Origin of the sequence: Nitrospirillum amazonense (assembly GCF_029594735.1) — a bacterium.
Lineage (GTDB): Bacteria > Pseudomonadota > Alphaproteobacteria > Azospirillales > Azospirillaceae > Nitrospirillum > Nitrospirillum amazonense.
In genome coordinates this window covers 948,919-975,750 of sequence record NZ_JARPAF010000001.1, presented here as the reverse complement: position 1 = coordinate 975,750, position 26,832 = coordinate 948,919, and the positions used below count along the sequence as shown (strand labels likewise).

Here is a 26,832-nt window from a genome sequence, read left to right as displayed (position 1 = left end):
TCCATGTTGAAAACTCCCGCCCTGAAGGCGCACCTGCGCGCCGCCGTCATCCCTGGCGAAGGTGTCCTGCTGTTGACCGAGGACGGCGCCAAGGTGTTGCACGGTGCCGCGTATGAGAAGGTCGTGCCCCTGATCGACGGCCGTCGCTCGGCCGATGATATCGCCGACGCCCTGGCGGGACAGGTGGATGCCGCGCGCGTCTACTTCGCCCTGGCTCGGATGGAGGAGCAGGGCCATCTGGCGGCGCCGTCGCCCGATCTCGCCCCGTCCGTCGCCGGCTTCTGGCAGGCGGCGGGCGCCGACGCCCGGGCGGTTCAGGATGCGCACGCCACCCGCCGCGTGGCGCTCATGACGGTCGGCGAGGTGGACGCAGCCCCCCTGCGGGCGGCGCTGGCGGCGGCGGGCCTGGCGGAAGAAACACCCGAGCTGGCCGACCTGTGGATCGTGCTGGCCGACGACTATCTGCGGCCGGAGTTGCGGGACATCAATAGCCGGGCGTTGGCGGCGGAACGGCCCTGGGTGCTGACGCGCGCCGGTGGGCGGGAGCAGTGGCAGGGCCCCTATTTCGAACCCGGCGCCACGGCCTGCTGGGAATGCCTGCAGCGGCGGCTGACGCGCAACCGCGCCACCCACCGCTTCGCCGCCGCTAAGCTGGACGTGCAGGGTCCGCTGGTACCGCCCGTCGGCCTGCCCGTCACCCTGGCCGCCACCTGCCACGCCGTGGCGCTGGAGGCGGCATTGATCCTGGCGGGCCTGCCCAGCACCCTGAAGGGCCAGGTGGTCAGCCGTGACTGGGTGACTCATACCCAGCAAATCCACGTCCTGACGCCCAACCCGCTCTGCCCCGCCTGCGGCACGCCGGCGGAACCGGTGGCGCGGCCACTGGAATTGGGCACCGCGCGGGCGGCCTTCCAGTCCGACGGCGGGCACCGCAGCGTGCCGCCACAAGCGACGCTGGCGGCCTACCAGCACCTGGTCAGCCCCATCACCGGGGTGGTCAATATGTTGCAGCCGGCGACGCCGCCGGATGAGACGCTGGCCCATGTCTATGTCGCGGGTTCCAACGCCGCCCGGCCCATCGGCAGCTTGCGCGACCTGAAGCGCAGCCTGCGCAGCAGCAGCGCCGGCAAGGGCGTGTCAGAGGCGCAGGCCAAGGTCAGCGCCCTGTGCGAGGCGCTGGAGCGCAGCAGCGGCGAGATCGCGGGCGATGAGGTGCGGGTGCGCCGGGCCTGGCGCGACTGGCCCGAGGGGGAGGCCATCCACCCCAACGCGGTCATGGGCTACAGCGAGGTCCAGTTCGCCGACCGTGAGGCGCAAAACGCCAAGCAATCGGTCTTCAACGTCACGCCCCTTCCGCTGCCCGATGATCACGCCGTGGACTGGACGCCCCTGTGGTCGCTGACCGAGAAGCGGTTCAAGCATCTGCCCACGCAGCTGGTCTATTACGGGGTCGACGGTGGGCGCAGCGGTCCGGACTTCTACGCCATGGGCTGTTCCAACGGCAACGCCGCCGGCAACACCCGGGAGGAGGCGCTGCTGCAAGGCTTCTTCGAACTGGTGGAGCGCGATGCCACCGCGCTGTGGTGGTACAACCGCCTGCGCCGCTGGGGTGTCGCGACCGACACCTTCAATGATCCCTACCTGCCGCGCATCGCCCGGCATTACCGGGAAAAGCATGGGCGGGAGACCTGGGCGCTGGACCTGACGTCGGACCTGGGCATCCCGGTGTTCGTCGCCTTGTCCCGCGAGGTCGACGCCCCGCAGGAGCGCATCCTGTTCGGCCTGGGCTGCCATCTGGACGCCCGCATCGCCCTGCAGCGCGCCTATGCCGAGATGAACCAGATGCTGGGCCTGGCCACCGCCGAGGTGGAGGGCAAGATCGAGGATCCGGAAACGCTGCACTGGCTGCAGACGGCCACGGTGGCGAACCAGCCCTATCTGGCGCCCGACCCGGCCCAGGCGCCGGTGCGGTATGAGGAATTCCCCGTGCAGCACAGCGGCGACTTCCTGGCCGACATCAACCACTGCCTGTCCATCCTGGATCGCGCCGGCCTGGAGATGCTGGTTTTGGACCAGACGCGGGCGGAACTGGGCCTGCCGGTGGTCAAGGTGGTCGTCCCCGGCCTGCGCCACTTCTGGGCGCGCTACGCCCCGGGCCGGCTGTACGACGTGCCCGTGCGCATGGGCTGGCTGGACCGGCCGCTGACCGAGGCCGAACTCAACCCCATTCCCATTTTCGTGTGAGGGGACCCTGACCATGAGCGACTTTTCCGAACGCCTGTCTTTGCCCGGCGGCCTGTATCTGGAAGCCTCCGACGAGCGGTTCCGCTTGCACCGTCTGCCGCCATGGCAGGCCGGCCCGGCCGACGCCCTGTCGGCGCAGGGCTCGGCACGGTCGACGCGGCAATTGATGTCCGGTGCCATGTATGCCGGCTTCTCCGCCGCCGTGGCCGCCGCCACCGGGCCGCGTCCGTCCTCCGCCCAGCGCGACGTGTTCCTGCGCTATGTCCACGGCCTGGCCGCCGGCTGGCGCACCACGGGCGTCACGCCGGGCGCCATGCGCCGCGCGGCCGACCGGCTGGAGGAGCGGGGCCAGCTCGCCGTTGCCGCCCACTGTCGCCACGTGGCGGAGGAGGAGACGGGGCACGACACCCTGGCCTGGCTGGACATGGAGGCCCTGGGCCTGCCAGCGGCGACCTTCGTGGAACGCCTGCGCCCCCGCACGGCGATGGCCCTGGCCGAACGGCACCGGGAATTGGCGGAATCCCCGGAACCCATCGCCGTGCTGGGCTACGCCTATGTCCTGGAACGCACTAGCCTGAACGTGACCGCCGAGGTCATCGCCGAGGTGGAGGCCGCCTTGCCGGCCGGCGTCTTCGCCACCCGGTGCCTGCGGGTGCACAGCGCCGTGGGCAGCGACATCGGCCATGTCGACGAAAGCCTGGAGTTCATTGCCAGCCTGGATGCGTGGGACCGGGCCATCATCGCGCGGGAGGCGTTCAACACCGCGCGCGTCATGGGCGGGGGCGACGATTATCCCGGCGATGACGCCATGCGCGACCTGTTGGCCGAGCTTATGCAGCCGACACCGGCGCTGGCCTGCGCCTGACCATCACGACATAAGAGAAGGGAAGAAGAGCATGCAGACCGATGACAATGCCAAGGCCTACGGCAAGATCGTTGCCAAGGCCTGGAGCGACGACACCTATAAGGCGCGGCTGCTGGCCGACCCGGCGGCCGTGCTGGCGGCGGAGGGGGTGGCGATGCCCGCCGGGGTGACATTCCGCGTGGTGGAAAACACCGACACTGCCTACACCCTGGTTCTGCCGGCCAAGCCCACGGATATCAGCGACACCGATCTGGACGCCGTCGCCGGCGGGCGCTTCGCCTTCTCCTGCGGCGGTCCCGCCGTGGTGAAGCCCAAGCCCCCCGGCAATCCCACCCGGCGGTGCATCTGAGCGTATCCAACAGCGCGGCGTTGCGGATCCGATGTTGAGAATTCCCCTCCTCAAGGCGCATCTCCAGGCGACGGTTTTCCCGGGCGAAGGCGTCCTGCTGCTGTCGGAAGACGGCGGCAGGGCGCTGCACGGCGCCGTATACGAGGGGATCGTGCCCTTGCTGGACGGCCGGCACACTACCGACGCCATCGTCGACGCGCTGGCCGGACGGGTGGACGCGGCCCGCGTCTACTACGTGCTGGGATTGCTGGAGCGGGCAGGGCATCTGGTGGAGGCGGCCCCGGATCAGACGGGGGCGGAGGCGGCCTATTGGCACGCGGTCGGCGTGGACGCGCCGGCCGCGCGCCATGCCCTGGCGGCCCGGCGCGTGGCGGTGATCGCGGTGGGACCGGTGGATGCCGACCCCCTGCGCGCCGCCCTGGTGGCGGCCGGCCTGCAGGAGGGGACGGCCGATGGGGCAGATCTGTGGATCGTCGCGGCCGACGACTACCTGCATCCGGAATTGGCGACCATCAACGCCGCCGCCCTGGCCAGCGGCCGGCCCTGGCTGCTGCTGCGTACGGGCGGGCGGGAGCAATGGCTGGGCCCGCATTTCGTCCCACATCAGACGGGATGCTGGTGCTGTCTGCAGCGGCGCCTGGCCCGCAACCGCGCCCTGTTCCGCCTGGCCGCCGACCAGCAGGGGCGGGAGGCCCCACGGCCGGTTCGGGCGTTGCTGCCCGCCGTCCATGCCGCGACCTGCCAGAACGCGGTGGCGGCGGCCGCCCTGATCCTGGCCGGCGCGCCCTGCGGCCTGACGGGACGGGTGCTGAGCCTGGACCTGACCACCCTCGCGCAGCAGGCCCACGTCCTGGCGCGCAATCCGGCCTGCCCCGCCTGCGGCAAGGCCCCGGTGCCGGTGGCCCGTCCCCTGGAATTGCGCATGGGCACGGCCGCCTTCCGCGCCGACGGCGGGCACCGCAGCGTCGCGCCTGAGACGACCCTGGCCACCTACGCGCACCTGGTCAGTCCCATCACCGGCGTGGTGCGCGCGTTGGAGCGGGCCGGGCCGGCGGGCGAGGGCCTGACCCATGTCTACACCGCGGGCACCAACGCCGCCCGCCCCATGGAAAGCCTGAACGACCTGAAACGCAATTTGCGCAGCAACGCCTCCGGCAAAGGGGTGTCGGAGGCCCAGGCCAAGGCCAGTGCCCTGTGCGAGGCCATTGAGCGGTACAGCGGCGAGCTGTCGGGCGGGGAGGTGCGCATCCCCCGGGCCTGGCGGGATTGGGATGTGGGCCAGGCCATCCACCCCAATGCCGTGATGCACTACAGCGACGCCCAGTTCGCCGACCGCGTGGCGCAAAACGCCAAGGGATCGGCCTTCAACGTCACGCCTCATCCGCTGCCGGACGACGCGGTGATCGACTGGACGCCCGTCTGGTCGCTGACCCGGCAGCGGCACCGCCACTTGCCCACGCAGCTGCTGTACTACAACGTCCGAGGCCGCGACGCGCCGGACTTTTACGCCGTCGGCTGTTCCAACGGCAGTGCCGCCGGCAACACCCGGGAAGAGGCCATCCTGCAAGGCTTTTTCGAGCTGGTGGAGCGCGATGCCGCCGCCATCTGGTGGTACAACCGCCTGGCGCGCCCGGCGGTGGCGGTCGACGGCTTCGGTGATCCCTACCTGACCCAACTGCGCGACCATTACCGCGACCGCTACGGGCGGGAAGTGTGGGCCCTGGACCTGACCACCGACCTGGGCATCCCCGTGTTCGTGGCCCTGTCCCGGCAGGTGGGAACACCAGCCGAGCGCATCCTGATGGGCATGGGCTGCCACCTGGACGCCCGCATCGCCCTGCAGCGCGCCTTCGCCGAAATGAACCAATTGCTGGGCCTGGCCGATGATGGCCAGGATGCCGAGCTGGAGGAGCCGGACACGGTGGCTTGGCTGACCGGCGCCACGCTGGCGAACCAGCCCTATCTGGCCGCCGACGGGACCCGAGCGCCCGTGCGGCTGGCGGATTTTCCGGTGCAGCACACCGGTGGTTTCCTGGCCGACATCGACCATTGCCTGTCCATCCTCGACCGTGCCGGGCTCGAGATGCTGGTGCTGGACCAGACGCGGGCCGACGTGGGCCTGCCGGTGGTGAAGGTGGTGGTGCCGGGCCTGCGCCATTACTGGGCGCGTTTCGCGCCGGGGCGGCTTTACGACGTGCCGGTGCGCCTGGGCTGGCTGGAGCGGCCGTTGGCCGAGAGTGACTTGAATCCCATCCCGATTTTCATGTGATGGGGCGCTGATGGGGGCATTGGGGGCATGAGTAATCCGATTTTCCGCAAGGCGGCCCTGGACGGCCTGTCCTCCCCGGAACAGCTGAACCAGTTGGTCCAGGTGACGCCGGCGCGCGCCTGGATCGCGCTGTGGGCGTCCGCCGTCCTGCTGGCGGCGATCCTGGCCTGGGCCGTTTTTGGCACCCTGCCATCGCGTATGATGGGGCGCGGTGTGCTGATCCATGACGGCGGCACCTTCAACGTCGTGGCGGTGGTCGACGGTGTGGTGGCCGACATGGAGCATCTCAGCCCCGGCCAGCACATCGCCAAGGGCCAGGTTCTGGGCCGTATCATCGACCCGGCGTTGGCGCAGCAGATCGCCTCCGCCGAGGCCTATGTGCGCACCCTGGCCACCGCCACCGGGCCGGGTGCTGGTGAGACCCGCGCCCAGGCGCAGCAGGAACTGGACCGCTTGCGCTTCGAGGCGGCGCTGGACCACCGGGTGATCAGCGACCATGACGGCGAGGTGGTGGAGGTCATGGCCACCAACGGCCACGCCGTGAAGCCCGGCGACCCCATCGTCAGCATGGAATACGGGGAGTCCCCGCTGCGCGCCGTGCTGTACCTGCCGCCCTCCAGCAACGCCAAGCTGCTGCGGCCGGGCATGACCACGGAAATCTCCCCCGTCACCAGCCTGAGGGAGCGCGACGGCTATCTCATCGGCCGGGTGCGCTCGGTATCGAAATATCCGGCGACGCAGGCCGGCATGCTGGCCCTGCTGCCCAACCCCGCCCTGGTGGACGAACTGGCGCCGGAGGGGCCCCCCATCGCCGTGGAGGTCGATCTGGTGCCCGATACGCGGTCGCAAAGCGGCTACCGCTGGTCCTCCCCCGCCGGCGACGAGCTGGAGATCAGCAGCGGCACGCTGTGCAGTGGCAGCTTCGTGCTGGAAAGCCGCCGACCCATCGCCCTGCTATTCCCCTTCCTGGACAAGTCCTCGCCCAGCCGGGTGCGCGACTGATGGCCGGTCTTCCCTTCAAGCGCCGGCTGCGCACCCCCACCATCCTGCAGATGGAGGCGGTGGAGTGCGGCGCCGCCAGCCTGGCCATCCTGCTGGCCCATTACGGCCGCCACGTGTCGCTGGAGGAGTTGCGTGCCGCCTGCGGCGTCTCCCGCGACGGCAGCAAGGCCAGCAACGTGGTCAAGGCCGCCCGCGCCTACGGCCTGACCGCCGGCGGCAAGCGCTATGACATCGGGCAGTTGCGCCAGGCGCCCATGCCCGCCATCGTCTTCTGGAACTTCAACCACTTCCTGGTGGTGGAGGGGTTCGGCAAGGGCGTGGTCCACATCAACGACCCGGCCACCGGCCCCCGCACGGTGACGGACGCGGAATTCAGCGACGGCTACACCGGCGTCACCCTGTCCATGGCGCCGGGGCCCGATTTCCAGAAGGGCGGCAACGAGCCCAGCCTGGCCAGGGCGCTGGCCAGCCGTTTGCACGGCGTGCGTGCCGCCTTCGCCTTCGTCGTCATCGCCACCCTGGCCCTGGTGCTGCCGGGCCTGGCGCTGCCGGTGTTCACCCAGGTGTTCATCGATGAGATCCTGATCAAGCGCCTGGATGGCTGGTTGCCGCCGCTGTTGCTGGGCATGCTGGTCACGGCGCTGCTGCGCATGGGGCTGACCGCCCTGCAGCAGTCGCAACTATTGCGCCTGGAGATGCGGCTGTCGCTGCAATCCTCCGCCAGCTTTTTCTGGCATGTGCTGCGCCTGCCCATCGAATTCTTCAACCAGCGCTATGTCGGCGACATCAGCGTACGCGTGACCGCCAACGACCGCGTGGCCCATCTGCTGGCGGGCGACCTCGCCACCAACGCCGTCAACGTCCTGTCCGTCCTGTTCTACGCCGCCATCATGGCCACCTACGACGTGGGCCTGACCCTGGCCGGCATCGCCATCACGGCGCTGAACCTGGTGGTCCTCAGGGCCATCGCGCGCAAGCGGCGGGATGACAATCTGCGGCTGCTGCAGGACCGGGGCAAGCTGATGGCCGTCACCATGGGGGGCGTCGAGACCATCGAGACCCTGAAGGCCACGGGCGGCGAGGGGGATTTCTTCGCGCGCTGGTCCGGCCATCTGGCCAAGGTCATCAATGGCGAGCAGCGGCTGGAGCTGAACACCCGCCTGCTGGCCGTGCTGCCCAACCTGCTGAACGCGCTGGTTTCCGTCGCCATCCTGGGCCTGGGGGGCCTGCGGGTGATCGACGGGCGCATGTCCATCGGCATGCTGGTCGCCTTCCAGGGCCTGATGGCCAGCTTCACCCAGCCGGTGACCAACCTGATGGGCCTGGCCGGCAAGCTGCAGGAGGCGCAAGGAGATATGGCCCGCCTGGACGATGTCCTCAACTTCCCCGCCGCCGTTGACGGGTCTGGGGACGGCGTGCCGGAGGGCGGGGCGTCCGAGGGGGGGGCGTTGGCCGGGCGGCTGGAGCTGCGCAACCTGCGCTTCGGCTACAGCCGGCTGGAGGCGCCTTTGATCGAGGATTTCAGCCTGACGCTGGAACCCGGCCGCCGCGTCGCCCTGGTGGGCGGCTCGGGCAGCGGCAAGTCCACCGTGGCCCGCCTGGTCACCGGCGTGTTGAAACCATGGGAGGGGCAGGTGCTGCTGGACGGCATTCCACGCGACCAGATCGCCCGCGACCGGCTGCACGCCACCTTGGGCAGCGTCGACCAGGACGTCTACCTGTTCGCCGGCACCATCCGCGACAACCTCAGCCTGTGGGACGGCACCCTGCCGCCGGAGGAAATGGTCAGCGCCGCCCGTGATGCGGCCATCCACGATGTCATCGTGGCCCGGACCGGCGGCTATGACGCGCCGGTGGAGGAGGCGGGGGCCAACTTCAGCGGCGGAGAGCGCCAGCGGCTGGAGATTGCGCGCGCCCTGGCCGGGCGGCCGCGCGTGCTGGTACTGGATGAGGCGACGTCCGCCCTGGATCCACTGACCGAGAAGGCCATCGACGGCAATCTGCGCCGCCGTGGCTGCGCCTGTCTCATCGTAGCCCACCGCCTGTCCACCATCCGCGACTGTGACGAGATCATCGTCATGGATCGCGGGCGCATCGCCGAACGGGGCAGCCATGACGCGCTCATGGCCCTGGGCGGCCGTTACAGCACCCTGATCGCGACCGACCAATGACCGATAACTCCCTCGATCAACGGCTACAGGACAAGGCCCGAGCCGACGGCCGCATGTTCGCCTCGTCCATCGGTGATCTGGCCCAGGTGCTGGCCGGGCAGGCGGCGGATTCCGCCGTACTGCTGGGCACGGGCGACGCCCTGGTCGATGCCTGCCGGCAGGTCTTCCGCGCCGCCGGCATCACCCCGGCCGTGTCGGCCTCCGCCGCCGATGCCCCCATCCAGCGCCTGGAAAGCCTGGCCCGCCAGGCCGGTGCCGCCTGGCGTGTCGTTGCCCTGACCGGCCGCGACTGGTGGCGGGACGGCGCCATGCCCCTGCTGGCCTTCCGCAAGGACGGCGCGCCCGTGGCGCTGCTGCCGGCCGCGCGCGGCGACGGGCTGTGGCTTTGGGACCCCGCCGCCGGGACGCGGGTACGGCTGGATGCCCGGCAGGCGGCCGGGCTGGAGACCCAGGCCTTCGTCTTCTACCGGCCCCTGCCGGATGAGCGGATCACGCTGTGGAGCCTTGCGCGTTTCGCCTTACGCGGCAGCGGCCGCGACATCGCCCGCCTGCTGCTGCTGGGCGCGTTGGGCGGCGTGCTGGGCCTGGGCGTGCCCGTGGCCACCGGCGCCCTGATCAACACCGTCATCCCGGCGGGGGGGCCGGGACGCCTGGGACAGTTCATCCTGCTGTTGCTGACCGCCACCCTGGGCGTCAGCGCCTTTGAGCTGACACGGGCCATCGCGCTTTTGCGGGTCGACGCGCGGGCGGCCATCGGTGTCCAGGCGGCGGTGATGCAGCGCGTGCTGCGCCTGCCGGCCCCCTTCTTCCGGACTTACGCCGCGGGCGATCTGACGCAGCGCATCTTCGGCGCCACGCAGATCCTGCACAGCATCAGCGAAAGCGCCCAGTCGGCCCTGATAAGCTGGATCTTCAGCCTGGCCAGCTTCGCCTTCCTCTTCACCATCGATTGGCGCCTGGGCCTGTTGGTGGCCCTGCTGGCCGGTATCGCCATGGCGGCGGCGGTGGGCATCAACCTGCTGCGCCTGCGGCTGGAGCGGCGCATGATCGCCGTGCAGGGCGACCTGGCCTCCCGCGTTTTCCAATTGCTGACCGGCATGGCCAAGCTGCGCGCCAACGGCGCGGAGAAGCGCGCCTTCGCCCTGTGGGCGACGCGCTTCGCCCAGCAGAAGACGCTCAGCTTCGGTGTGCAGCGCCTGGGCGACAGGCTGGAGGTGTTCAACGCCGGCTACGTCGTCCTGGCCTCGCTCTGCCTGTTCGCGGCGGTGGAGGCTGCGGCGCCACTCAGCACCGGGGCCTTCGCCGCCTTCAACGCCGCCTTCAGCCAGTTCTTCGCCGCCACCCTGGCCATGACCATGGCGCTGACCAATGCGCTGAGCGCGGCCCCCCTGTACGAACGCCTGCGCCCCCTGCTGCAGGCGATGCCCGAACCCAACCGGGTGCAGGCCGCCCCGCGGCCCTTCACGGGCGCCATCGACATCAGCCATGTCAGCTTCCGCTACAGCGCCGACGGTCCCCTGATCCTAGACGACGTGTCGATCAGCATCCGGCCGGGGGAATTCGTGGCCATCGTCGGCGCGTCCGGGTCCGGCAAATCCACCCTGTTCCGCCTTCTGCTGGGGTTCGAGCGGCCTCAGGGGGGCGCCATCTATTACGACGGCCAGGATTTGGCGGGCCTGGATCTGGGGGCGGTGCGCCGGCAACTGGGCGTGGTGCTGCAGAACGGCAAGCTGATCCCGGGTCCCCTCTCCTCCAACATCATCGGCGCCTCCACCCGCCTGACGGTGGACGACGCGTGGGAGGCGGCGCGCCTGGCCGGCCTGGACCAGGACATCCGCGCCATGCCCATGGGCATGCACACGGTGATCGCGGAAGGGGCGGGAGTGATCTCCGGCGGGCAGAAGCAGCGGCTGATGATCGCGCGGGCCCTTGCCGGCCGGCCGCGCATCCTGCTGTTCGATGAGGCCACCAGCGCCCTGGATAACACTACCCAAGCCATCGTGACGCGAAGCGTGCGCGAATTGCGGGCCACCCGCGTGGTCATCGCCCACCGCCTGTCCACCATCATCGAGGCCGACCGCATCTTCGTCATGGACCAGGGACGCCTGGTGGAAAACGGCAGCTATGCCGACCTTATCGCCCAAGGCGGCGTTTTCGGCGATTTGGCGCGGCGCCAGATGATGTGATTGTAAGTCAGGGCTTCCGATTGGATCGATATCTTATCCCGCTATCATACAATCCGGCAGCGGCCCAATTAATTGGAATGATCAATTGGCTCTGATGCAAGCTTGGTGATGATCAGATGATCCGGCACCGAGGACACGAGCCTGGAGCAGGTGATCGCCTTGATCCCTTTAGATAAGCGACATCAAAGTGTGGATCGGCGCGATCAGGCCGCATCCATATAAGGCATGTCACACTGAAGAATTTGACGGGAGAACGAATTCCAATCAGCGCCAGATCATCTACCTGACACTAAGTTCCTTCAGGGAATATTCCGGTGTGGTTCGCAATATCACTTTCATCTTGGGGTTTGTTTAATGTCGTAATATAGCCTCAATAGCGACTGATATTTTCTTATTTTACTCTCCTCTGATTCGGTGAGGGCCTGATCAGTCGGAAATAGTCTGTTGTGGTAAAGAATAGATGGGTCTTGGCCAGACGTCGAAACGTTCATCCGGCTGAAAACAGCACGGCCGCCGACAACAAGTAGCCGAACGTGGCGTTTTTGCGCGCGGCCTATCAACAGGGAAAGGACGTTTGACCTGGATGTCATGGCGTCGTGGGCAATGGTGGCATAGTCGACGCCCATGATATCCGCGGGGGCCCCCACCGCCAGGCGGCCGCCACCATCGTTGCCGAGGATGGTATGACGCCCTGTTTCCCAGGCGCCTTTCAACACATCCGCCGGCGATAGCGCTTCACCGTCGCCCGCCGCCGCGCCCGCCAGATGATAAGCGAGGCGCATCTCCCGCAGCATGTCGTCGTCATCATCGAGGCTCATTCCGTCAAGCCCGAAGGCGAGGGGCGTACCGGCTTGCGCCAGCAGGCCCATGGGCGGCACGCCCGACCGCAGGCGCAGGTTGGACGAGGTGTTGACGACCACCGTGACCCCCCGGTCAGCCAGCAGGGCGCACTCATCCGGGCGCAGCCAGACGCCGTGCGCCACCGTCAGGCGCGGGGAGAGCAAGCCGATGGCATCGAAATGGCGGAGGATGCCGTCCGGGTAGCGCTGGTCCGCCCAAGCCCGCTGGTGGCGTGTTTCCAGCAAATGCATATGCACCCGCCGGCCATCCTCCATCGACGCGCGGGCGATCGCCGCCAGCGTGGCGGGCTGAACCCATTGCGGCCCGACGGGATGATATTGCAGGGTGAACAGCGCATGCTCGAAGGCGCGTGCCTGATCCATCAGGGCCAGGTTGGTGGCGCAGTCGCGCATGCTGGCCTCCCGGCCCTTCAACGCCTGGAATTCCGCCGCGCCCATGTGCGCCGCCAGGGGCTCCAGGTCCCCGTAAACGACAGGATTGGCATCGAAGAAGGGCCAGCAGAAGGCCACGCGGATGCCCACGTCCCGCGCCGCCCGCGACACCGCCTCGGCTTCGGCCAGTAAGGTCTGGCTGCTTTGCGTGTTGTGGCAGTGATTGGCGGCGCCGATACCGGATTCCGCCATGCGGGAAAAGGCGATGGCGGCGCATTGATAGAAGTCCAGGGGCGGCTGGCGGGCGAGGTCGGGCAGCCAGGTCTCCAGGGGTTGGTCCGTCGCGCCAAAGGCCAGGGGACCGAGGCCGCGGCCATGGTCATGGGCGTTGGCCAGGGCCGGCATCAGCAACAGGCGGGCCTCATCGGGCGCCAGCTGGTCATGGTCCACAGGACGGACGCTCACGACCTTGCCATCCGCGATGACCACCTCATGCGGACCGGCGGGGGCCTGGTCGGCAGAGGCGATAAGATGCCCGGCCCGCACGACCAGGGGGGTCTGATCCGACATGCTCGCTCCGACGGTTTCCGGCTGCAGCCCACCATGATAGGGCGACGGGGAAGAGAGGGTAACGGAAACGGGGGTCCCTTCGGTTGCCAGTTCCGCAGCGCCGCTGTGCGCCCCCGACAACGGCATGCCGTCGCACGGATTTAGCAACGGGACTGTTCCGTTCTTGCAATGGCCTTGGCCGCATTTTCCCCGGACGATGAGGGCTGTCGGGACATGCGGCAGCCAGCCACCAGCCAGCACTACCAGCCAGCGGGCGATAGCGGAACTGGTGAAAATTACCGTCCTGGTGGCACGGTCCTGCTGGACGGATGCCGAAATAACCGCAGTCGCATCCAAGGTCCCGTACCGCAAGGTACGCGGCTCACAAGCGACATAACAAACAGCAGGGGGCACTAATGTTTCAGGTAAGGGGGACTCTTTATGTCTGAACGTCATCCACGTACCCGCCGCTTGCCGGTCCGTCGCGCCGGCCTGGCCTTTCTTGTTCTGTCAGCTGCCCCGGCCGGCCTTGTCGTTGGCGCCACGGCGGCCTGGGCCCAGGCTCAGCCGGCGTCGGATGCGGACGGGCTCACGGAGATCATTGTGACCGCGCAGCGTCGCGGTGAAAGCATCAGCAAGGTTCCGCTGTCCGTCGCGTCCCTGAGCCAGGACCAGATGGACCAGGAGGGCATCCGCAAGATCGACGATATCGCCCGGGTCACGCCCGCCCTTCGCTTCGCGCCGTCGGCGGGCGTCACCGCGAACAACGGCACCAACATCTACATCCGCGGCCTGTCCTCGGACGTGGGCTCGGCCACCACCGCCATCTATATCGACGACACGCCCATCCAGATTCGCAACGTCGGCTACTACGGCGGCAACCCCTATCCCAAGGTGTTCGACCTGGAGCGGGTGGAGGTGCTGCGCGGGCCGCAGGGCACCTTGTTCGGCGCCAGCGCGGAGGGCGGCGCTGTCCGCTTCATCACCCCCCAGCCCAGCTTCGACAAGCTGGAGATCTATTCCCGGGCGGAGGTTGCCTCCACCTACAACGGCGCCGCCAGCTATGAGGCCGGCTCCGCCGTCGGCGGGCCGATTTCCGATACCCTGGCGGTGCGTGCCAGCGCCTGGTACCAGCATAGCGGCGGCTATATCGACCAGGTGAAGCAGGGCACCAACACGGTCATCGACAAGGACGTCAACTTCAGCGACACGCGGGAGGCCCGCCTGGCCGCTTCATGGCGACCGATCGAGGACCTGACGATCACGCCCAGCATCTATTATCAGTTGGAAAAGTCCAACGCCCGCAATGACTACTGGGAAGGCTACGGCAACACCGGGGATGCCGACTACAAGACCGGTGTCGCCAACCTGGAACCGACCCGCGACCGCTTCACCATGCCGGCCCTGGCGATGAAGTACCGGTGGGACAACATCGACATCATTTCCAACACGTCCTATTTCGAGCGTCAGCAGGACCAGACGCTGGATTACGGCACCTATTTCTCCTTCCTGCGGTCAGGCAACCCCTTCGGCAGCTATTCCAACAAGACCCTGTCCAACACGGCCGACTACCTGACGCTGAACCAGCGCAACCTGACGCAGGAACTGCGGGCGCAGTCTTATGACAACAAGTACGTGGACTGGACGGTGGGTGCCTATTACTCCCGCACCCGGCAGTACTTTACCAACTACACGGGCTCGGGCCGTTTCCCGGGGGTGCTGGTCAACGGCTACAAGCAGTACGACAACCGCTACAGCTACGTGAACCTGGTCTCGGCCAACGACCACCAGTACGCAGGCTATGGCGCCATCGACATCAAGCCGATGGAGGACCTGAAGGTCACCCTGGCGGTACGCTACACCCTGGATGAGTTCGACTTCACCGATACCAAGGACGGCCCCACCAACGGCGGCGTCCGCACCGTCAAGACGGTGGGTCAGAACGAGGGCGCCTGGACGCCCAAGGTCGGCGTCTCCTACCAGCTGGACACGGACCACATGCTCTACGCCTCCGCCACCGAAGGCTTCCGCCCCGGCGGCGCTCAGGCGGCGGTCGCGAGCGAATTCTGCGCCAGCGATCTGAAGACCCTGGGCCTGACCTCCAGCCCCACCGGATATGAGTCCGACAACCTCTGGTCCTATGAGGGCGGCAGCAAGAACAAGCTGTTCGGCGGCATGGTGAGCCTGGACGCCAGCGGCTACCTGCTGAAGTGGAAGAACATCCAGCAGTCCATCCGCCTGCCGACCTGCAGCTTCTCCTACATCTCCAACCTGGGTGAGGCCACCGGCAAGGGCATGGAGCTGTCCGCCGCCATCCGACCCGTACGCGGCCTGACCTTCGGCACGGAGCTGGGCTATACCCACATCACCTACGATGAGAACATCTATGGTGGCAACAACCTGCTGCTGAAGGCGGCCGGCCAGCGCATCGGTGGGCCGCTGTGGTCTGGCCACGTCTATGGCGAGGGTGAAATGCCGGTCAACGAGAACGTCGTCGGCTATCTGCGTGCCGACTACAGCTTCGCCAGCAAGAACATCCAGCAGAACATCCAGGGCACCTACGGCTATGACGCCGGCCTCTACGCCCTGGGGGCCACCAACTATCTGTCCCTGCGGGCCGGCGCCCGGTTCTCGGGCCTGGATCTGTCGCTGTTCGTCGACAACGTCACCAACTCCACCGATGTGCTGGCGCGCAACCACGACGGCGTCGGCGGCACGCTGTACTACGATCAGGGCTATCGCCCCCGCACCATCGGTCTGACGGCGCAGTACCGCTACTGATGCGTGCCACCGCTGATCATGGTCGATCAGCGGTGGCCTCCCGCGGCGGCGTGGGGGAGGTTCTCACGCCGCTGCCTTGATCCCGTGTTTCCCTGAAGTTTCCCGTAGGCTTGAAACTGGGGCGGCGGCATCGTGATGGTGCCGCCGCCCTTCTTGTTGCCGGGGAACTCTTCAATCGTTGAAGGGGATGCCTGGCGTCGACGCCTGCACGGGCCCCGGCGGGGTGATGCCCGCGCAGTTGCCCTTGGGTGTTTCACCCTTCAGCAGGGCCTGGACAAAGGGCAGGCTGTCAGCCAGGGAACCGTTGACGGCGCCGTTGTGGCTGAGACCGGGATAGACGTGCCATTGCACCCTGGTGCCGGCGTCGCACATGGCCTTGACGGCGTTGTACTGCCCGGCGGTGCCGGCCATGCCGTCGGCCAGGCCGGTGCCGGCGAAGATGGGCACGGTCATCTTCGCGACCGGCAGAACGAAGTTGGGCTCCATGTCCGCGTCCAGCGGCTTCAGGTCGGGGACGAAGACCTCTTCCCCCGTCAGGCCCTTTTCCTTGGACAAGGCGAACAGGTCGTGCAGGCAGGAGGTGCGCGCGGCGTCCAGCAGGGGGCGGCCCTTGGCCGTGACGAAGTCCGCCGGGTCCAGTTCCGGATGCAGGGCGCGGTCGATGCCGGCGATGCGCAGCATGGCGAAGCCCGGATCCATCTGGCGCGGGTCGGTGTACTGCTCCGGCTTCTTCACATAGCCATCGCCCTGGGGGCCAGCGAAGGTGACCACTAGGCCGGTGGCGACGGTGCCCAGGACGTGCAGGTCCGGTGCGTAGTCGGGCGCCAGGTAGGTGGCCCCCAGGGCGGCGCCGGACCCCTGGGACTGTCCGGCGATGACCACCTGATTACGCAGCACGCCCGGCTTGGCCTTCAGGGCCGCGCGCACGGCGTCCAGGATGGACCGGCCCTCGGACTTCCACAGCAGGTAGGGGTGGACGCCCTTGGTCCCCAACCCCTCATAGTCGGTGGCGACGACGGCGAAGCCGGCCTCCATCCAGCGCTGCAGATAGGCCACGTCCCGCGCCGGCTGGCCCCGCCAGGAGGGGGCGCAGACATCGGCGAAACCGGTGGTGCCGTGGGCCCAGGCCAGGATGGGCCAGCCGCCCGGGGGCGGCGCGCCGGCGGGAAGGTAGACGATGCCGGACACGGGCACCAGGCCGCGCCCGACGCCGCTGGTGGCGGTGTAAAGGATGCGCAGCGCCGTCCCGGCCACCTTGGGCCGCGACAGGGTGGCCGGGAACGTCTCCTCCCGCAAGGGCAGGCCTGGCTGGGTGATCGCTGCGTCCCAGCGGTAAAAGGCCGAAACGCCGCCGTCGCCCTCGATGTCGGGCGCGCTATGCGTCGCGGCCCGCGCCAGGGCCGTTCCCGACAGCAGCGCCAGGGAAAAGTACAGAAGCGCGCGCTTGGAAATCCTGACCATACGCTGTCCGATCTTTTTGTCGTGGTGATGGATGGTCCACAGCCTAGGGCCGTGCCTTCATTTCCCCCGTGTCCGTTTCTACCATGGGCCGTTGCCCGGGCGACAACGCGGCCGTGGTGCGGTTTTTGTGAACGGCCCGGTGCTAATCCCGTACCCGGCTTGCTTGGGACGCGCCGGCGCCTCACAGTTGGCGTCTGGGGACCCATGTGGGAAAGCGGCACGATGATGGCGACGGCGGTAAAGCGGGGCGGATGGCTGGCCATCCTGGTGGTGTACGGCATCGGGCTGGGCGCCATGTCGCTGGTCGGCATCCTGTCGCCGCTGACGGTCCGCATCACCGCCGATCTGCAGGCCCCGGCCGCCGCCATCGGCCTGACCATCGCCCTGTTCTCCCTGCCGGCGGCCATCATGGCCATGGTGGGCGGCGGCATCGTCGACCGCATCGGGCCGCGTCGGACCCTGGTGCTGGCCGCTCCGGTGCTGGCCCTGGCCGACGCCGTGGTTTTCCTGGCGCGGGATGTCTGGCTGCTGGACGTCGGTGTGTTGCTGGCCGGTGTCGGCTATGTCGGGGTGCTGAACGGCGGCGCCGCCATGCTGATGGGCGGGCTCGACGGTGCCACCCGCACCAGGGCCATGGCGCTGTGGTCCACCTACGCCCCCGTCGGATTCTCCCTGGGCTTGCTGGTCGCGGCGCCGTTCACCACCGCGGCTGACTGGCGGGTGGCGCCGGCGCTGCACGGCGCGTTCATGCTGCTGTGTTGGCTCGGCACCGTGTTCCTGCCCCAGGTGCCGCCGCGCAAGGCCGATGGGGTGCCCGTCCGGGAACAGGTCGGCCGCCTGTTCGCCGCCTTGCGACGCCGGGACGTGCTGCAACTGGCGGTCAGCGCCGCCCTGCCCAGCATGATCTCCTATGGCACCAGCCTGGTGGCCGCCACCTACTTGGCCAAGGTGCACGGCGTGTCCCTGGCGGCGTCCGCCAGCATCGTCGCGGTGGCGAAGATCGCGGCCGTCCTGCTGGGCGGCACCGTGACCGGCACCCTGCTGGCCCGCGATTTCCCGCCCCGCACCTTGTTCACCATCATGGTGGGCGTGGGCATGGTGGCACAGTTCCTGCTGTTCTTCCCGGGCAGTCCGCTGGTGCTGGCGGTGGCGGGGCTGATGGGCTGGCTGTTCACCTTCGGCGCCCTGTCGGGTGTCTGTATGGCGGCCATGCCGCTGGTCGCCGGCCAGGCGCTGGGGGGCGGCACGATGGCCGGCACCGTCAACCAATTCGTTTCCCTGGCGTCGTTCCTGACGCCCACCCTCTACTTCGCGTCATCGGCCTGGGGTGTTTATGTCGCCATCGCCCTGGCCGGCCTTGTGGTGGCCCTGGTGGCGTTGCCGGGTGTGGTGGGCGCGCAGCGCCGATCGGCGCCGGCCGTTTCAGCCTCTTAAACTCAAACCGCCGTGTCGCCGCCGTCCACCGGGATCATGGTGCCGGTGACGTAGGACGCGGCGGGGGAGATGAGATAGCGGACCAGGGCCGCCGCTTCCTCGGCCCCGCCATGGCGGCGCAGGGGGATGCGGCTGTCCACCGCCTGGCGCGCCGCGTCGGCGTCTTCTTGTTTCGACCAGAAGGCCCGGGTCTGCGGCGTGTCCACCCAGCCGACCAAGGTTCCATTGACCCGGATGCCCCTGGGGCCCAGCTCTGCCGCCAGGCTGCGGACCAGCCCGGCCAGCCCCGCCTTGGTCGCCTGATAGGCATGGGTGAGCGGCTGCCCGCGCAGCGTGGCGGTGGAGGAGATGAAGATGATGCTGGCATTGGGGGAGGCGCCCAGCAGGTCCAGGGCCGCCTGCGCCGCCAGGAAGGGCAGGCGCAGGTTGATGGCCGCCGCCTCATCCCACATCGCCGCCGTCCACTGGCCCACCGGGGCGGTCTGCACCAGCGAGGCGGCGACCACCACGGCGTCCAGCGCCCCCTGGTCGGCCCGGATGGCTTCCATGGCGCGGGCAGGGGCTTCCGGATCCGCCGGATTTACGGGAATGTACAGGTCCCAGGGGCCGGTGGCGTCGGTGGCGCCATCCGCCATGGCGACCCAGCCGCCGTCGGCCCGGCATCCTTGCGCCACCGTCCGCCCCAGGCCGGCCGAACTGCCGATGATCAGGATGCGCGCCATGGTCTTGTCCCGATGGTGATGGTCTTCCACCACCCATACCCTGGCCACAGCATAAACCCAGGGCCGCTTCGGCAACGGCCGGGGCAAAAAATAGCAACTCCCGGCAACACCCTTGCTGGATATGATCGGCGCCATGAGCTTGATGTCACATCCTGACGCGAGGTCCGGCGTGGCCGGTGCGTTCGATCCCGCCGACCCGGTGGCGGTACGCCGGGCCATACGGGAACGCCGTTTCACCGGCTTCACCAACCTGGTGGCGCGCACCGTGGTGCAGGGCAACCTGGTGGCCGTGCCGGCGGACTATGCCGACGCGTTCGAGGCCTACTGCCGCGCCAATGCCCAGGCGCTGCCCCTGCTGGGCCGCAGCGCGCCGGGGGAACGGGCCATCCCGTCCCTGGCCCAGGACATGGACATCGCCCGTGACACCGGCGGCTATATGATCTTCCGCGATGGGGAACTGGTGGACACGCCGGTCGACGCCAGTGCCTTCTGGCGCGATGACCTGGTGGCTTTCGTCCTGGGCTGCTCCTTTTCCTTCGAGGCGCTGCTGCAGCGTCACGGCGTGCGCCTGCGCCACCTGGATGAGGGCAATGTCTCGGCCATGTATGTGACCGACCGCGACACCACACCCGTCGGACCCTTCGCCGGCAAGCTGGTGGTGTCCATGCGGGCCCTGCGCCCGGCCGACGCCATCAAGGCCACCATCCTGTCGGCCCGCTACCCCGCCTTCCACGGCGCGCCGGTGTCCTTGGGGCTACCCGGCGATCTGGGCATTCGGGATCTGGAACGGAGCTATGGCGGCCATGGCCTGACCCGGCTCAACCCCGACGAGGTCCCCGTTTTCTGGGCCTGCGGCGCCACCGGCCAGATCGCCGCCCGCGCCGCCCGCCTGCCGCTCTGCATCACGCATTACAAGGCGCACATGGTCGTCACCGACCTGCCTTTGCCGAAGGAAGATTGAGGATGAACGTCGACGAAATCGTCTCTCATTACGGCGCCCACGGCTACGCCGTCGTGCCGGGCCTGCTGGCCGGTCCCGTGCTGGATGAACTGCTGGAGCTGACCGCCCGGATCGAGGCGCGCGCGGCCGACAGCATCGCCGACGACGCCTGGTTCGATTTCGACCAGGACGCCAACGGCAAGCGCACCATCCAGCGCATCAAGAAGCCCAACCGCATCGATCCCTTCTATGCCCGCCTGGCCGGCCATCCCAAGATCGTCGACGTGCTGAACCGGCTGATCGGGCCCAACATCCGCCTGAACCACACCAAGATGAACATGAAGGCGGCCAACGGCGGCGCAGCACTGGAATGGCATCAGGACTGGGCCTTCGCCCCCCACACCAACATGTCCACCTGTGTCGCTTCCATCATGCTGGATGGCGCCTCGGCCGAGAACGGCGCCATGCAGGTCATCCCCGGCAGCCACAAGGGGCCACTGCTGGACCACCATGACGAGGAAGGCTATTTCGCCGGCGCCGTGGACGTCAGCCAGATCGCGCTGGACAAGGCCGCGCTGCTGGCCGGCCCGCCGGGCACCGTCAGCTTTCACCACCCCATGACCCTGCATGGCTCCAGCGTCAACCGTTCCGGCAGGTCGCGCCGGATCCTGTTCTACGAATACGCCGCCACCGACGCCTTTCCCCTGTTCTACAAGGTGGATTGGGAGGAGTACGACAGCCGCATCGTCGCCGGCCCGCCGACCAGCGAGGTGCGGTTTGAGCAGAACTACGTGAAGCTGCCGTTCCCGTCGCGTGCCGGCAGCTCCATCTACAAGATCCAGGCGGAATCCAACCGCCGCTATTTCGCGGAGGCGATGTAAGTGGCCCCCCAGGGGACGACGCGTGAACGGCCTGTGGCCCTGGTCACGGGCGCCAGCGCCGGCACCGGCAGCGAGATCGCCCTGGCGCTGGGCGCCGCCGGCTATGACGTCGCCATCACGGGCCGCCGGACGGCGGCGCTGGAGGAACTGGCCGGCCGGCTGCGCGGGCAGGGGGGCGACGCCCTGGTCCTGACGGTGGACGTGCGCGACGCCGAGGCCCTGGACCAGGCGCTGACCCGCTTCCTGGAATGGACGGCTGGCCGGGTGGACGTGGTGGTCAACGCCGCCGGCACCACCGGGCCGCTGTCCCCGCCCATCGGGGAATTCAGCGTGGCGGATTTCGACAACGTCATCGCCACCAACCTGCGCGCGCCCTTCATCGTGCTGTCGCGCCTGCTGCCCGTCATGCGGGCGGCCAAGGGTGGGCGCGTCGTCAACATCGGCGGCAACCACGGCATGCGCGGCCGCGCCGGCCGGTCCAGCTACAGCGCCTCCAAATGGGGCCTGCGCGGCCTGTCGCGCAGCGCCGCGCTGGAGGCGGGGCCCGATGGCGTCACCGTGAACTACATCGCCCCCGGCCCCGTGGCTGTGCCCCGCATGAAGGCCGCCTGGCGCGTTCGGGCGGAGCAGGACGGCGTCAGCGAGGATGAGGCGCTGACCCGCTACGTCGCCAACATGGGGATCCCGCTTGGCCGTCCAAGCGAACCGTCGGACATCGTCGCGATGGTCCTGTACCTGGTGGGCCCCGGTGGGCGGAACATCACCGGCCAGGAACTGGTCATCGACGGCGGGGCGACGCTTTAGTTTCGCCCTCAGGCGCCGGGCGGCGGCCTCCGCCGCCTTGGCTTCCTCGCTCCGCCCTTCGGTTCTCGCCCCGGCGGACGCAGTCGCATCCTAGGAAAAGTGAGGCGCCAGCAGAGAAAACGCCCCGATCGGCTGACCGGGGCGTTTCACTTTGGCGCGCCTTCAGTACAAATCAAAATATTCGCGGTGTTCCCAGTCGGTCACCGTGCTGTTGTAGCGGGCGACCTCGGCGCGCTTGATCATCAGGAAGTGATCGACGAAGCCGTCGCCAAAGCCGCGGCGCAGGATGTCGCTGCGGTCCAGCAACACCAGGGCCGATTCCAGGCTGGTGGGCAGGGCCTCGGCCTCGGCCATATAGGGGCTGTCGACGGCGGGCGGCGGTTCCTCCCCGGCCTCGATGCCGGCCAGGCCGGTCAGCATCTGGGAGGACAGGTAGAGGTAGGGGTTGGCCGCGGGCTCGCCGATGCGGTTCTCGATGCGGGTGGCCCCCGGCTCCCCCCGCGCCAGCACACGCAGCAGGGCGCCCCGGTCTTGGCCTTGCGGCGCTTCAGCAGGATGGGCGTCAACTGCCCCCGATCCCGCATGCTGGATGCGACCAGCATCGCCCGGGCCGGGTCCACCTCCCGCAGGCGCTCCCCAACCTCGATGTCAATGATGTCGGCGTCGAATTCCTCACCGATCTTCGGCGACTTCGTTTCGTTAACCATGTTCAGGCAGCCCTACTTTTCTGACAGGACACATCACCAACCACCGCCTTAGGGTTGTGGCGTTGACGGAGTTCCTTCGTACGGTGATCGAGGCGGATGCCATGAACGGACCAACGGTCGGGCCACAGCTCCCAAAGCGGGATTTTCAGGAATTCGGACAGGGCGCGCTCGCCCTGGACGTGGCGATGGCGAAGAGCGAAGCGGCAGGCATCGGCATGGATGCCGGCGGCCAGCGCCACGTCCTTCAGCGTTTTGCCGCGTTTTTCGACGGCCGCTCGGATGTCGGCAGGATGCCAACCCATGCTATAGTGCTCCTTTCCACGGATTGCCCGGCATGGCTCCGTAGGGTCGAAGAAGGGTTCTTTGAAGAAAGGTTCGTTATGAGAGGGATAATGACGAAGATTTGTCGTCTTTGCAAGCGTCGATGGCGAGAAAAATAAGTTCCAAGCCGCGTCCCTGAACGCAATGCCGAAGATTTATCGTTTTTATAGCTGGTTCAATGGCTTGCGCGAGTTCTGGAACTCAGAGCGCAGCAGGGAACCGCAGTTCCAGGAAAGTTCCAGGAATGGCCCCGCCGTTTAAGCCCAAAAGCGCCTTTGCAGAGCGCCTTATTACCGCCCGAGGTGGGATGAAGCGTATTGACGCTGCCGAGGCTCTTGACTTGGCTCCGGACACACTGGGAACCTATGAGCGCGGCACCACAGAGCCGTCGATCAGCACCCTTGCTAGGATTTCTTCCGTTTACGATGTTTCCCTGCACTGGCTTCTGACAGGCGAAGGGGAAATGCGCGCTCGAGCGAACGCCTTGCAGCAGCCGGTGGCCGAATGGGGAGCGTCCCCAGCTCCACTGGATCGGGATCGTCTTCGCTCTACCCTGCTGGGCTTCTGTGATGCCATCCGGCACCAGCCGGGCATCTTAGATATGCCGCCGGAGAAGCTGACGGATTTTTTCCTCCGCGGCTATGAATGGCTAGGAAGTGCATCGGAGGGCGAGAAGGCCAGAATGGCCAATAGTGTCAAGGGGATGACAGATCGCGAGGCCGGCTAACTGATTACCTATGTATTCCAATAGGTAGCATTAACGCGCCATACATATCCTAAGAGTTGACAACCCTGTCTTACCCCATAAGGATATGCCTTACCCCCCAGGGCGTAAGGCGGGGGTGGTGGACCGGCCGGCCCGGCCACCGTAGAGGTAGTGCAAGTACCTCCATAGCCGCATGCAGCTAACCCCCAGGGCGTACGCCCCGCCTGGGACTGTGCGGAGGTATTTGTTAAGATGGCGTTAGTGTTGCCTGACTACAGGGATAGGTTTTCGGTTTTCGGCCTGTTCTTACATGAATATTCGCGCCATATGGTGTCATCGAATACTAATGCGCGCGCGGTGGTTACGCCGCCTCGGCTGCCAAGGGTTCTCGTTCGCGGCCAGAACCTGTGCTGGAATTGGGGCTACCTGAATAGCAGCGGCGGCCCGGCTAAGAGCCCTCTAAGAGCCCTTGCGCCGACCGCCGACCTTCTCCAATTTCATGTGTCGAAACCGCCCCGGACGCCCGCGCCGTCCAACTTCAACGCCGCCCCGTCCGCGCACCTCGTGGTGGGCCTGGACTGCCCGGATTGCCTGGGTTGTCCCATAGGATCCCGGTATGTCCCGCCAGATCCCGCCTCACTCCAACTCTATGTGTCCCCTAACACCGGTTGTCCTCCCCCCAGGCCACCCGGTCGGGCGCCAGGCTGTTGGCGCGGTAGCGCTTGTACCCGTTGATGGTGGGGGTGCTGAAGGGCGTGGCCGCTGCGGCGCCCCGCAGCAGGCCGGCCAGGAACAGCCGGCCGATGCGGGACAGCCTGGGCGCGCCATCCGCCGCCGCGAACGCGTTGGCGCCGGTCCTGCGGTCGCGCAGGGACTGGTGCAGATGCCAGCCGCTGGACATGGCGTTGGGCAACTGCGGCCGGCACATGAAGCTGGCATGGTAGCCGTGGCGCCGGGCGATCTGTTTCACCGCGTTGCGGAACAGGATCATGTCGTCGGCCGGCTGGATGCCGCTGCCGGGGCTGAACACGAACTCGCACTGGCTGGGCCCGAACTCCAGTTCCAGCGAATGCAGCGGCAGGCCCAGGGCCAGGCAGTCGCGCCGCAGGATGTCCAGCACCGGCTCGATCTGGTCGAAGCGCTGCTCGGTCAGATAGGCGTAGCCCTGGTGCAGCAGGGTGACCTCCGGCGGCATGCCCGGCTGCCCGGAATCCGCAGGCGCCAGCTTGGGATCGACCAGCCGGGTCAGATGGAATTCCACCTCCAGCCCGCTGACATAGTCGAAGCCGAGATCGGCCAGCCGCGCCGTCGCCGCTTGTGCGATCCGCCGGGTGGACAGGGCCACCGGCCTTCCATCGGCGTGGTAGAGGTCGCACATCATCCAGGCGGTGCCCGGCGCCCAGGGCAGGTGCCGGAAGGTGGCGGGGTCAGGCACCATGACCACGTCGCCGCCGCCCTGCAGGTCGGCGTTGCCGATGCCGGCCCCGGCGGTGAACACCGGCACCACCGTGCGGTGGGCGGTGTCCTTCAGCAACAGGGTGGAGGTGATGGCACAGCCGTCGCGTAAGGCCCCCGGCACGGCGCCGGGAAGCAGGGTCTTGCCGCGCAGCAGGCCGTGCATGTCGGGGAAGGACAGGCGCACCTGGCGTACGTCCTCGCCCTTGAGCCGGGCCAGCACTTCATCCGCCTGGCGCCGCTGGTCGTCCGTCCACAGGCCGTGGCGTTCGATGAAGGCCGGCATCAGGCGCTGGCCTTGACGGGTGCGGTCCACGGCGCCTGCGCCCGGCGGCGGGCGTCGGTGCGCTGCCAATAGGCCTGGATGTCCTCACCCGCCTTGGCGACACCGTCCACGGTGGCGGGGCCGGTGACGCCGGCCGCGGCGGTCGCGTCCAACACCAGCAGGGGCGCCTCACCCTGGTCGGACTTGCGCATCTGGCTCATCAGCATCATGCGGTAGGCGACGATCGCCTTGTCCGTCGTGCCCAGGTGCTCGCGCGTGCGGTCCTGGATGCGGCCCTGGCTTTCCACCGCCCACTGGTCGTGGACGTTGATGTCCTCGCCCATGCCGGTGTAGGTGCGGCTGCGCTGTTCCACCACGTCATAGCCATAGTCGTTGTGGCGGCCCAGGCGCGGCTTGTAGTCGGGCAGGGTGTAGAGTTGCAGGCGCTGGCGGCGCATCTCTTCCTTGTTCACGGGCTCGGCGAAGCCGGTGAAGGCGGCGTACCAATAGCAGCTGACATCGTCGATGGGCACATGCCACTGGGTAATGGTCATCGTCTCCGACAGGGGGATGACGAAGGCCTGGGGGAACAGCAGGTTGGTGACGCGCACATGGGTGTCGCCGGTGTTCAGCGCGCGCAGCGAGGTCAGGCGCAGGCCGATGTCCGTCTTCTCCACGCTGATGTCGGGGTTCTCATACTCCCGCAGCACCTGGGTCATGGTCATGTCGCTGTCGGCGGACTGGGCGCGGAACTGGCGGCCATAGCTGCCGGCCGCGTCCTCATCCTCGAAGAAGCGGTGCAGGAAGCTGGCGTGCGCGGGGTCGATGCCGACCTCCAGCGCCTGCAGCCAGTTGCAGTCCAGATAGCCCTTGAAGGCGAAGACGTGGCTGTCCGGCGCGATGAAGCAGTCCAGGTCCGGGAAGGCCGGCGCATCACCGTCGCCCAGATAGCCGAAGACCATGCCGCTCTTCTGCACCACCGGATAGGCGCGCTGATGGATGCGGGTGCACAGCTTGCTGCCCGCCGGTTCACCCGGGGTTTCGATGCAGTTGCCGTTCACGTCGAACAGCCAGCCGTGAAACAGGCAGCGCAGGCCGCCGCCCTCCAGCCGGCCGAAGGCCAGGTCGGCGTTGCGGTGGGGGCAGTCGCGGTCCAGCAGGCCCAGGCGCCCGGCCTCATCGCGGAACAGCACCATGTCCTGGCCCAGCACGCGGACCGCCTTGGCGGGGCGGGCGCCCTCCAACTCCTCCACCAGGGCGATGGGCTGCCAATAGCGCCGCAGCAGCTTGCCCAGTGACGTATCGGGGCCCGACCGGGTGATCAGCGCGTTCTGTTCGGGAGTCATGCGGTTGTTCCTGTTCTTCCTTGGTGCCAGGCGGCCTTATGCGATGCCCCGCGCGCGTTCGTGCCCGCGCGCCGGTTGCGTGTTCGGTTGAAAGCGGGACCCGTGCCAGTAATTCGCAGGGTGCTGTCGTGCGCCCGCGTGG

At 68.0% G+C, this 26,832-nt stretch carries 20 protein-coding genes; 13 read left to right on the top strand and 7 right to left on the bottom strand.

Translation table 11 applies throughout. From position 1 onward, the window contains the following. The first annotated feature begins 3 nt into the window (after positions 1 to 3). From P5F91_RS03895 to P5F91_RS03865, 7 genes are read left to right on the top strand one after another with little or no spacing between them, the layout of a single operon-like run. Positions 4 to 2,244, top strand: a complete 2,241-nt coding sequence (locus P5F91_RS03895; RefSeq protein WP_277906570.1) for a TOMM precursor leader peptide-binding protein — start codon at positions 4 to 6, stop codon at positions 2,242 to 2,244. 13 nt (positions 2,245 to 2,257) lie between these two features. Further along, entirely contained in the window at positions 2,258 to 3,109 is an 852-nt protein-coding gene (locus tag P5F91_RS03890; protein ID WP_277906569.1) for a hypothetical protein, read from the top strand. A gap of 31 nt (positions 3,110 to 3,140) precedes the next feature. Continuing rightward, a complete protein-coding gene (locus P5F91_RS03885) occupies positions 3,141 to 3,458 on the top strand; it encodes an NHLP leader peptide family RiPP precursor (protein WP_145612206.1) in 318 nt (105 codons plus the stop codon). Positions 3,459 to 3,489: 31 nt separating this feature from the next. Then, a complete protein-coding gene (locus P5F91_RS03880; RefSeq protein WP_277906568.1) occupies positions 3,490 to 5,727 on the top strand; it encodes a TOMM precursor leader peptide-binding protein in 2,238 nt (745 codons plus the stop codon). A gap of 27 nt (positions 5,728 to 5,754) precedes the next feature. Further along, positions 5,755 to 6,729: an NHLP bacteriocin system secretion protein gene (locus P5F91_RS03875; protein WP_145612204.1), complete on the top strand. Its 975-nt coding sequence runs from the start codon at positions 5,755 to 5,757 to the stop codon at positions 6,727 to 6,729. Next, on the top strand, positions 6,729 to 8,900 hold the full coding sequence (locus P5F91_RS03870; protein WP_277906567.1) for an NHLP family bacteriocin export ABC transporter peptidase/permease/ATPase subunit: 2,172 nt from the start codon (positions 6,729 to 6,731) through the stop codon (positions 8,898 to 8,900). Before P5F91_RS03875 ends, P5F91_RS03870 begins: the two co-directional genes overlap by 1 nt. Next, positions 8,897 to 11,086: an NHLP bacteriocin export ABC transporter permease/ATPase subunit gene (locus tag P5F91_RS03865; RefSeq protein ID WP_277906566.1), complete on the top strand. Its 2,190-nt coding sequence runs from the start codon at positions 8,897 to 8,899 to the stop codon at positions 11,084 to 11,086. The genes P5F91_RS03870 and P5F91_RS03865 overlap by 4 nt, the downstream gene beginning before the upstream one ends. 335 nt (positions 11,087 to 11,421) lie before the next feature. On the opposite strand, the gene P5F91_RS03860 is transcribed toward P5F91_RS03865, so the two are convergent. Then, positions 11,422 to 13,224, bottom strand: a complete 1,803-nt coding sequence (locus tag P5F91_RS03860) for an amidohydrolase family protein (protein ID WP_277906565.1) — start codon at positions 13,222 to 13,224, stop codon at positions 11,422 to 11,424. Between the two features lie 246 nt (positions 13,225 to 13,470). Between P5F91_RS03860 and P5F91_RS03855 the strand changes: the two genes are divergently transcribed. After that, positions 13,471 to 15,648, top strand: coding sequence for a TonB-dependent receptor (locus tag P5F91_RS03855; RefSeq protein WP_277906564.1), 2,178 nt, complete (start codon positions 13,471 to 13,473; stop codon positions 15,646 to 15,648). 171 nt (positions 15,649 to 15,819) lie between these two features. Here P5F91_RS03855 and P5F91_RS03850 read toward each other — a convergent pair whose 3' ends face one another. Then, positions 15,820 to 17,109: a lipase family protein gene (locus P5F91_RS03850; RefSeq protein ID WP_277906563.1), complete on the bottom strand. Its 1,290-nt coding sequence runs from the start codon at positions 17,107 to 17,109 to the stop codon at positions 15,820 to 15,822. A gap of 222 nt (positions 17,110 to 17,331) precedes the next feature. Between P5F91_RS03850 and P5F91_RS03845 the strand changes: the two genes are divergently transcribed. Continuing rightward, the gene (locus P5F91_RS03845) at positions 17,332 to 18,543 is read left to right on the top strand and encodes an MFS transporter (RefSeq protein ID WP_277906562.1); all 1,212 of its coding nucleotides are present in this window, start codon (positions 17,332 to 17,334) and stop codon (positions 18,541 to 18,543) included. Between the two features lie 2 nt (positions 18,544 to 18,545). Here P5F91_RS03845 and P5F91_RS03840 read toward each other — a convergent pair whose 3' ends face one another. After that, entirely contained in the window at positions 18,546 to 19,295 is a 750-nt protein-coding gene (locus P5F91_RS03840) for an SDR family NAD(P)-dependent oxidoreductase (protein WP_277906561.1), read from the bottom strand. A 103-nt stretch (positions 19,296 to 19,398) separates the two neighbouring features. On the opposite strand from P5F91_RS03840, the gene P5F91_RS03835 reads away from it, so the two are divergent. The 3 genes from P5F91_RS03835 to P5F91_RS03825 are packed head-to-tail and all read left to right on the top strand — an operon-like array spanning position 19,399 to position 21,890. Then, positions 19,399 to 20,226, top strand: coding sequence for a D-glutamate cyclase family protein (locus P5F91_RS03835; protein ID WP_277906560.1), 828 nt, complete (start codon positions 19,399 to 19,401; stop codon positions 20,224 to 20,226). A 2-nt stretch (positions 20,227 to 20,228) separates the two neighbouring features. Next, positions 20,229 to 21,086, top strand: a complete 858-nt coding sequence (locus tag P5F91_RS03830) for a phytanoyl-CoA dioxygenase family protein (RefSeq protein ID WP_145612196.1) — start codon at positions 20,229 to 20,231, stop codon at positions 21,084 to 21,086. After that, on the top strand, positions 21,087 to 21,890 hold the full coding sequence (locus P5F91_RS03825) for an SDR family NAD(P)-dependent oxidoreductase (RefSeq protein ID WP_277906559.1): 804 nt from the start codon (positions 21,087 to 21,089) through the stop codon (positions 21,888 to 21,890). 162 nt (positions 21,891 to 22,052) lie between these two features. On the opposite strand, the gene P5F91_RS03820 is transcribed toward P5F91_RS03825, so the two are convergent. Both P5F91_RS03820 and P5F91_RS03815 read right to left on the bottom strand, forming a co-directional pair. Continuing rightward, a complete protein-coding gene (locus P5F91_RS03820; protein ID WP_277906795.1) occupies positions 22,053 to 22,481 on the bottom strand; it encodes a type I glutamate--ammonia ligase in 429 nt (142 codons plus the stop codon). A gap of 118 nt (positions 22,482 to 22,599) precedes the next feature. Beyond that, positions 22,600 to 22,899, bottom strand: coding sequence for a helix-turn-helix domain-containing protein (locus tag P5F91_RS03815; protein WP_277906558.1), 300 nt, complete (start codon positions 22,897 to 22,899; stop codon positions 22,600 to 22,602). 197 nt (positions 22,900 to 23,096) lie between these two features. Here P5F91_RS03815 and P5F91_RS03810 point away from each other — a divergent pair, with 197 nt between their 5' ends. Next, positions 23,097 to 23,645 carry a helix-turn-helix domain-containing protein gene (locus P5F91_RS03810; protein ID WP_338424064.1) on the top strand — a complete coding sequence of 183 codons (549 nt, stop codon included), beginning with the start codon at positions 23,097 to 23,099 and terminating at the stop codon, positions 23,643 to 23,645. Between the two features lie 637 nt (positions 23,646 to 24,282). On the opposite strand, the gene P5F91_RS03805 is transcribed toward P5F91_RS03810, so the two are convergent. Together P5F91_RS03805 and P5F91_RS03800 are read right to left on the bottom strand one after the other, a co-directional pair. Beyond that, positions 24,283 to 25,395 (bottom strand): type I glutamate--ammonia ligase, encoded by a 1,113-nt coding sequence (locus P5F91_RS03805; protein ID WP_277906556.1) that lies wholly within the window; start codon positions 25,393 to 25,395, stop codon positions 24,283 to 24,285. After that, positions 25,365 to 26,690, bottom strand: coding sequence for an aromatic ring-hydroxylating dioxygenase subunit alpha (locus P5F91_RS03800; protein WP_277906555.1), 1,326 nt, complete (start codon positions 26,688 to 26,690; stop codon positions 25,365 to 25,367). Before P5F91_RS03800 ends, P5F91_RS03805 begins: the two co-directional genes overlap by 31 nt. Between the last annotated feature and the right edge of the window lie 142 nt (positions 26,691 to 26,832).

Bases quoted from the DNA above. Each gene is read 5' to 3' on its own strand.
- P5F91_RS03895 (WP_277906570.1), top strand. From the start codon at position 4: ATGTTGAAAACTCCCGCCCTGAAGGCGCACCTGCGCGCCGCCGTCATC.
- P5F91_RS03890 (WP_277906569.1), top strand. From the start codon at position 2,258: ATGAGCGACTTTTCCGAACGCCTGTCTTTGCCCGGCGGCCTGTATCTG.
- P5F91_RS03885 (WP_145612206.1), top strand. From the start codon at position 3,141: ATGCAGACCGATGACAATGCCAAGGCCTACGGCAAGATCGTTGCCAAG.
- P5F91_RS03880 (WP_277906568.1), top strand. From the start codon at position 3,490: ATGTTGAGAATTCCCCTCCTCAAGGCGCATCTCCAGGCGACGGTTTTC.
- P5F91_RS03875 (WP_145612204.1), top strand. From the start codon at position 5,755: ATGAGTAATCCGATTTTCCGCAAGGCGGCCCTGGACGGCCTGTCCTCC.
- P5F91_RS03870 (WP_277906567.1), top strand. From the start codon at position 6,729: ATGGCCGGTCTTCCCTTCAAGCGCCGGCTGCGCACCCCCACCATCCTG.
- P5F91_RS03865 (WP_277906566.1), top strand. From the start codon at position 8,897: ATGACCGATAACTCCCTCGATCAACGGCTACAGGACAAGGCCCGAGCC.
- P5F91_RS03850 (WP_277906563.1), bottom strand. From the start codon at position 17,109: ATGGTCAGGATTTCCAAGCGCGCGCTTCTGTACTTTTCCCTGGCGCTG.
- P5F91_RS03845 (WP_277906562.1), top strand. From the start codon at position 17,332: ATGATGGCGACGGCGGTAAAGCGGGGCGGATGGCTGGCCATCCTGGTG.
- P5F91_RS03835 (WP_277906560.1), top strand. From the start codon at position 19,399: ATGAGCTTGATGTCACATCCTGACGCGAGGTCCGGCGTGGCCGGTGCG.
- P5F91_RS03830 (WP_145612196.1), top strand. From the start codon at position 20,229: ATGAACGTCGACGAAATCGTCTCTCATTACGGCGCCCACGGCTACGCC.
- P5F91_RS03815 (WP_277906558.1), bottom strand. From the start codon at position 22,899: ATGGGTTGGCATCCTGCCGACATCCGAGCGGCCGTCGAAAAACGCGGC.
- P5F91_RS03810 (WP_338424064.1), top strand. From the start codon at position 23,097: ATGGCTTGCGCGAGTTCTGGAACTCAGAGCGCAGCAGGGAACCGCAGT.
- P5F91_RS03800 (WP_277906555.1), bottom strand. From the start codon at position 26,690: ATGACTCCCGAACAGAACGCGCTGATCACCCGGTCGGGCCCCGATACG.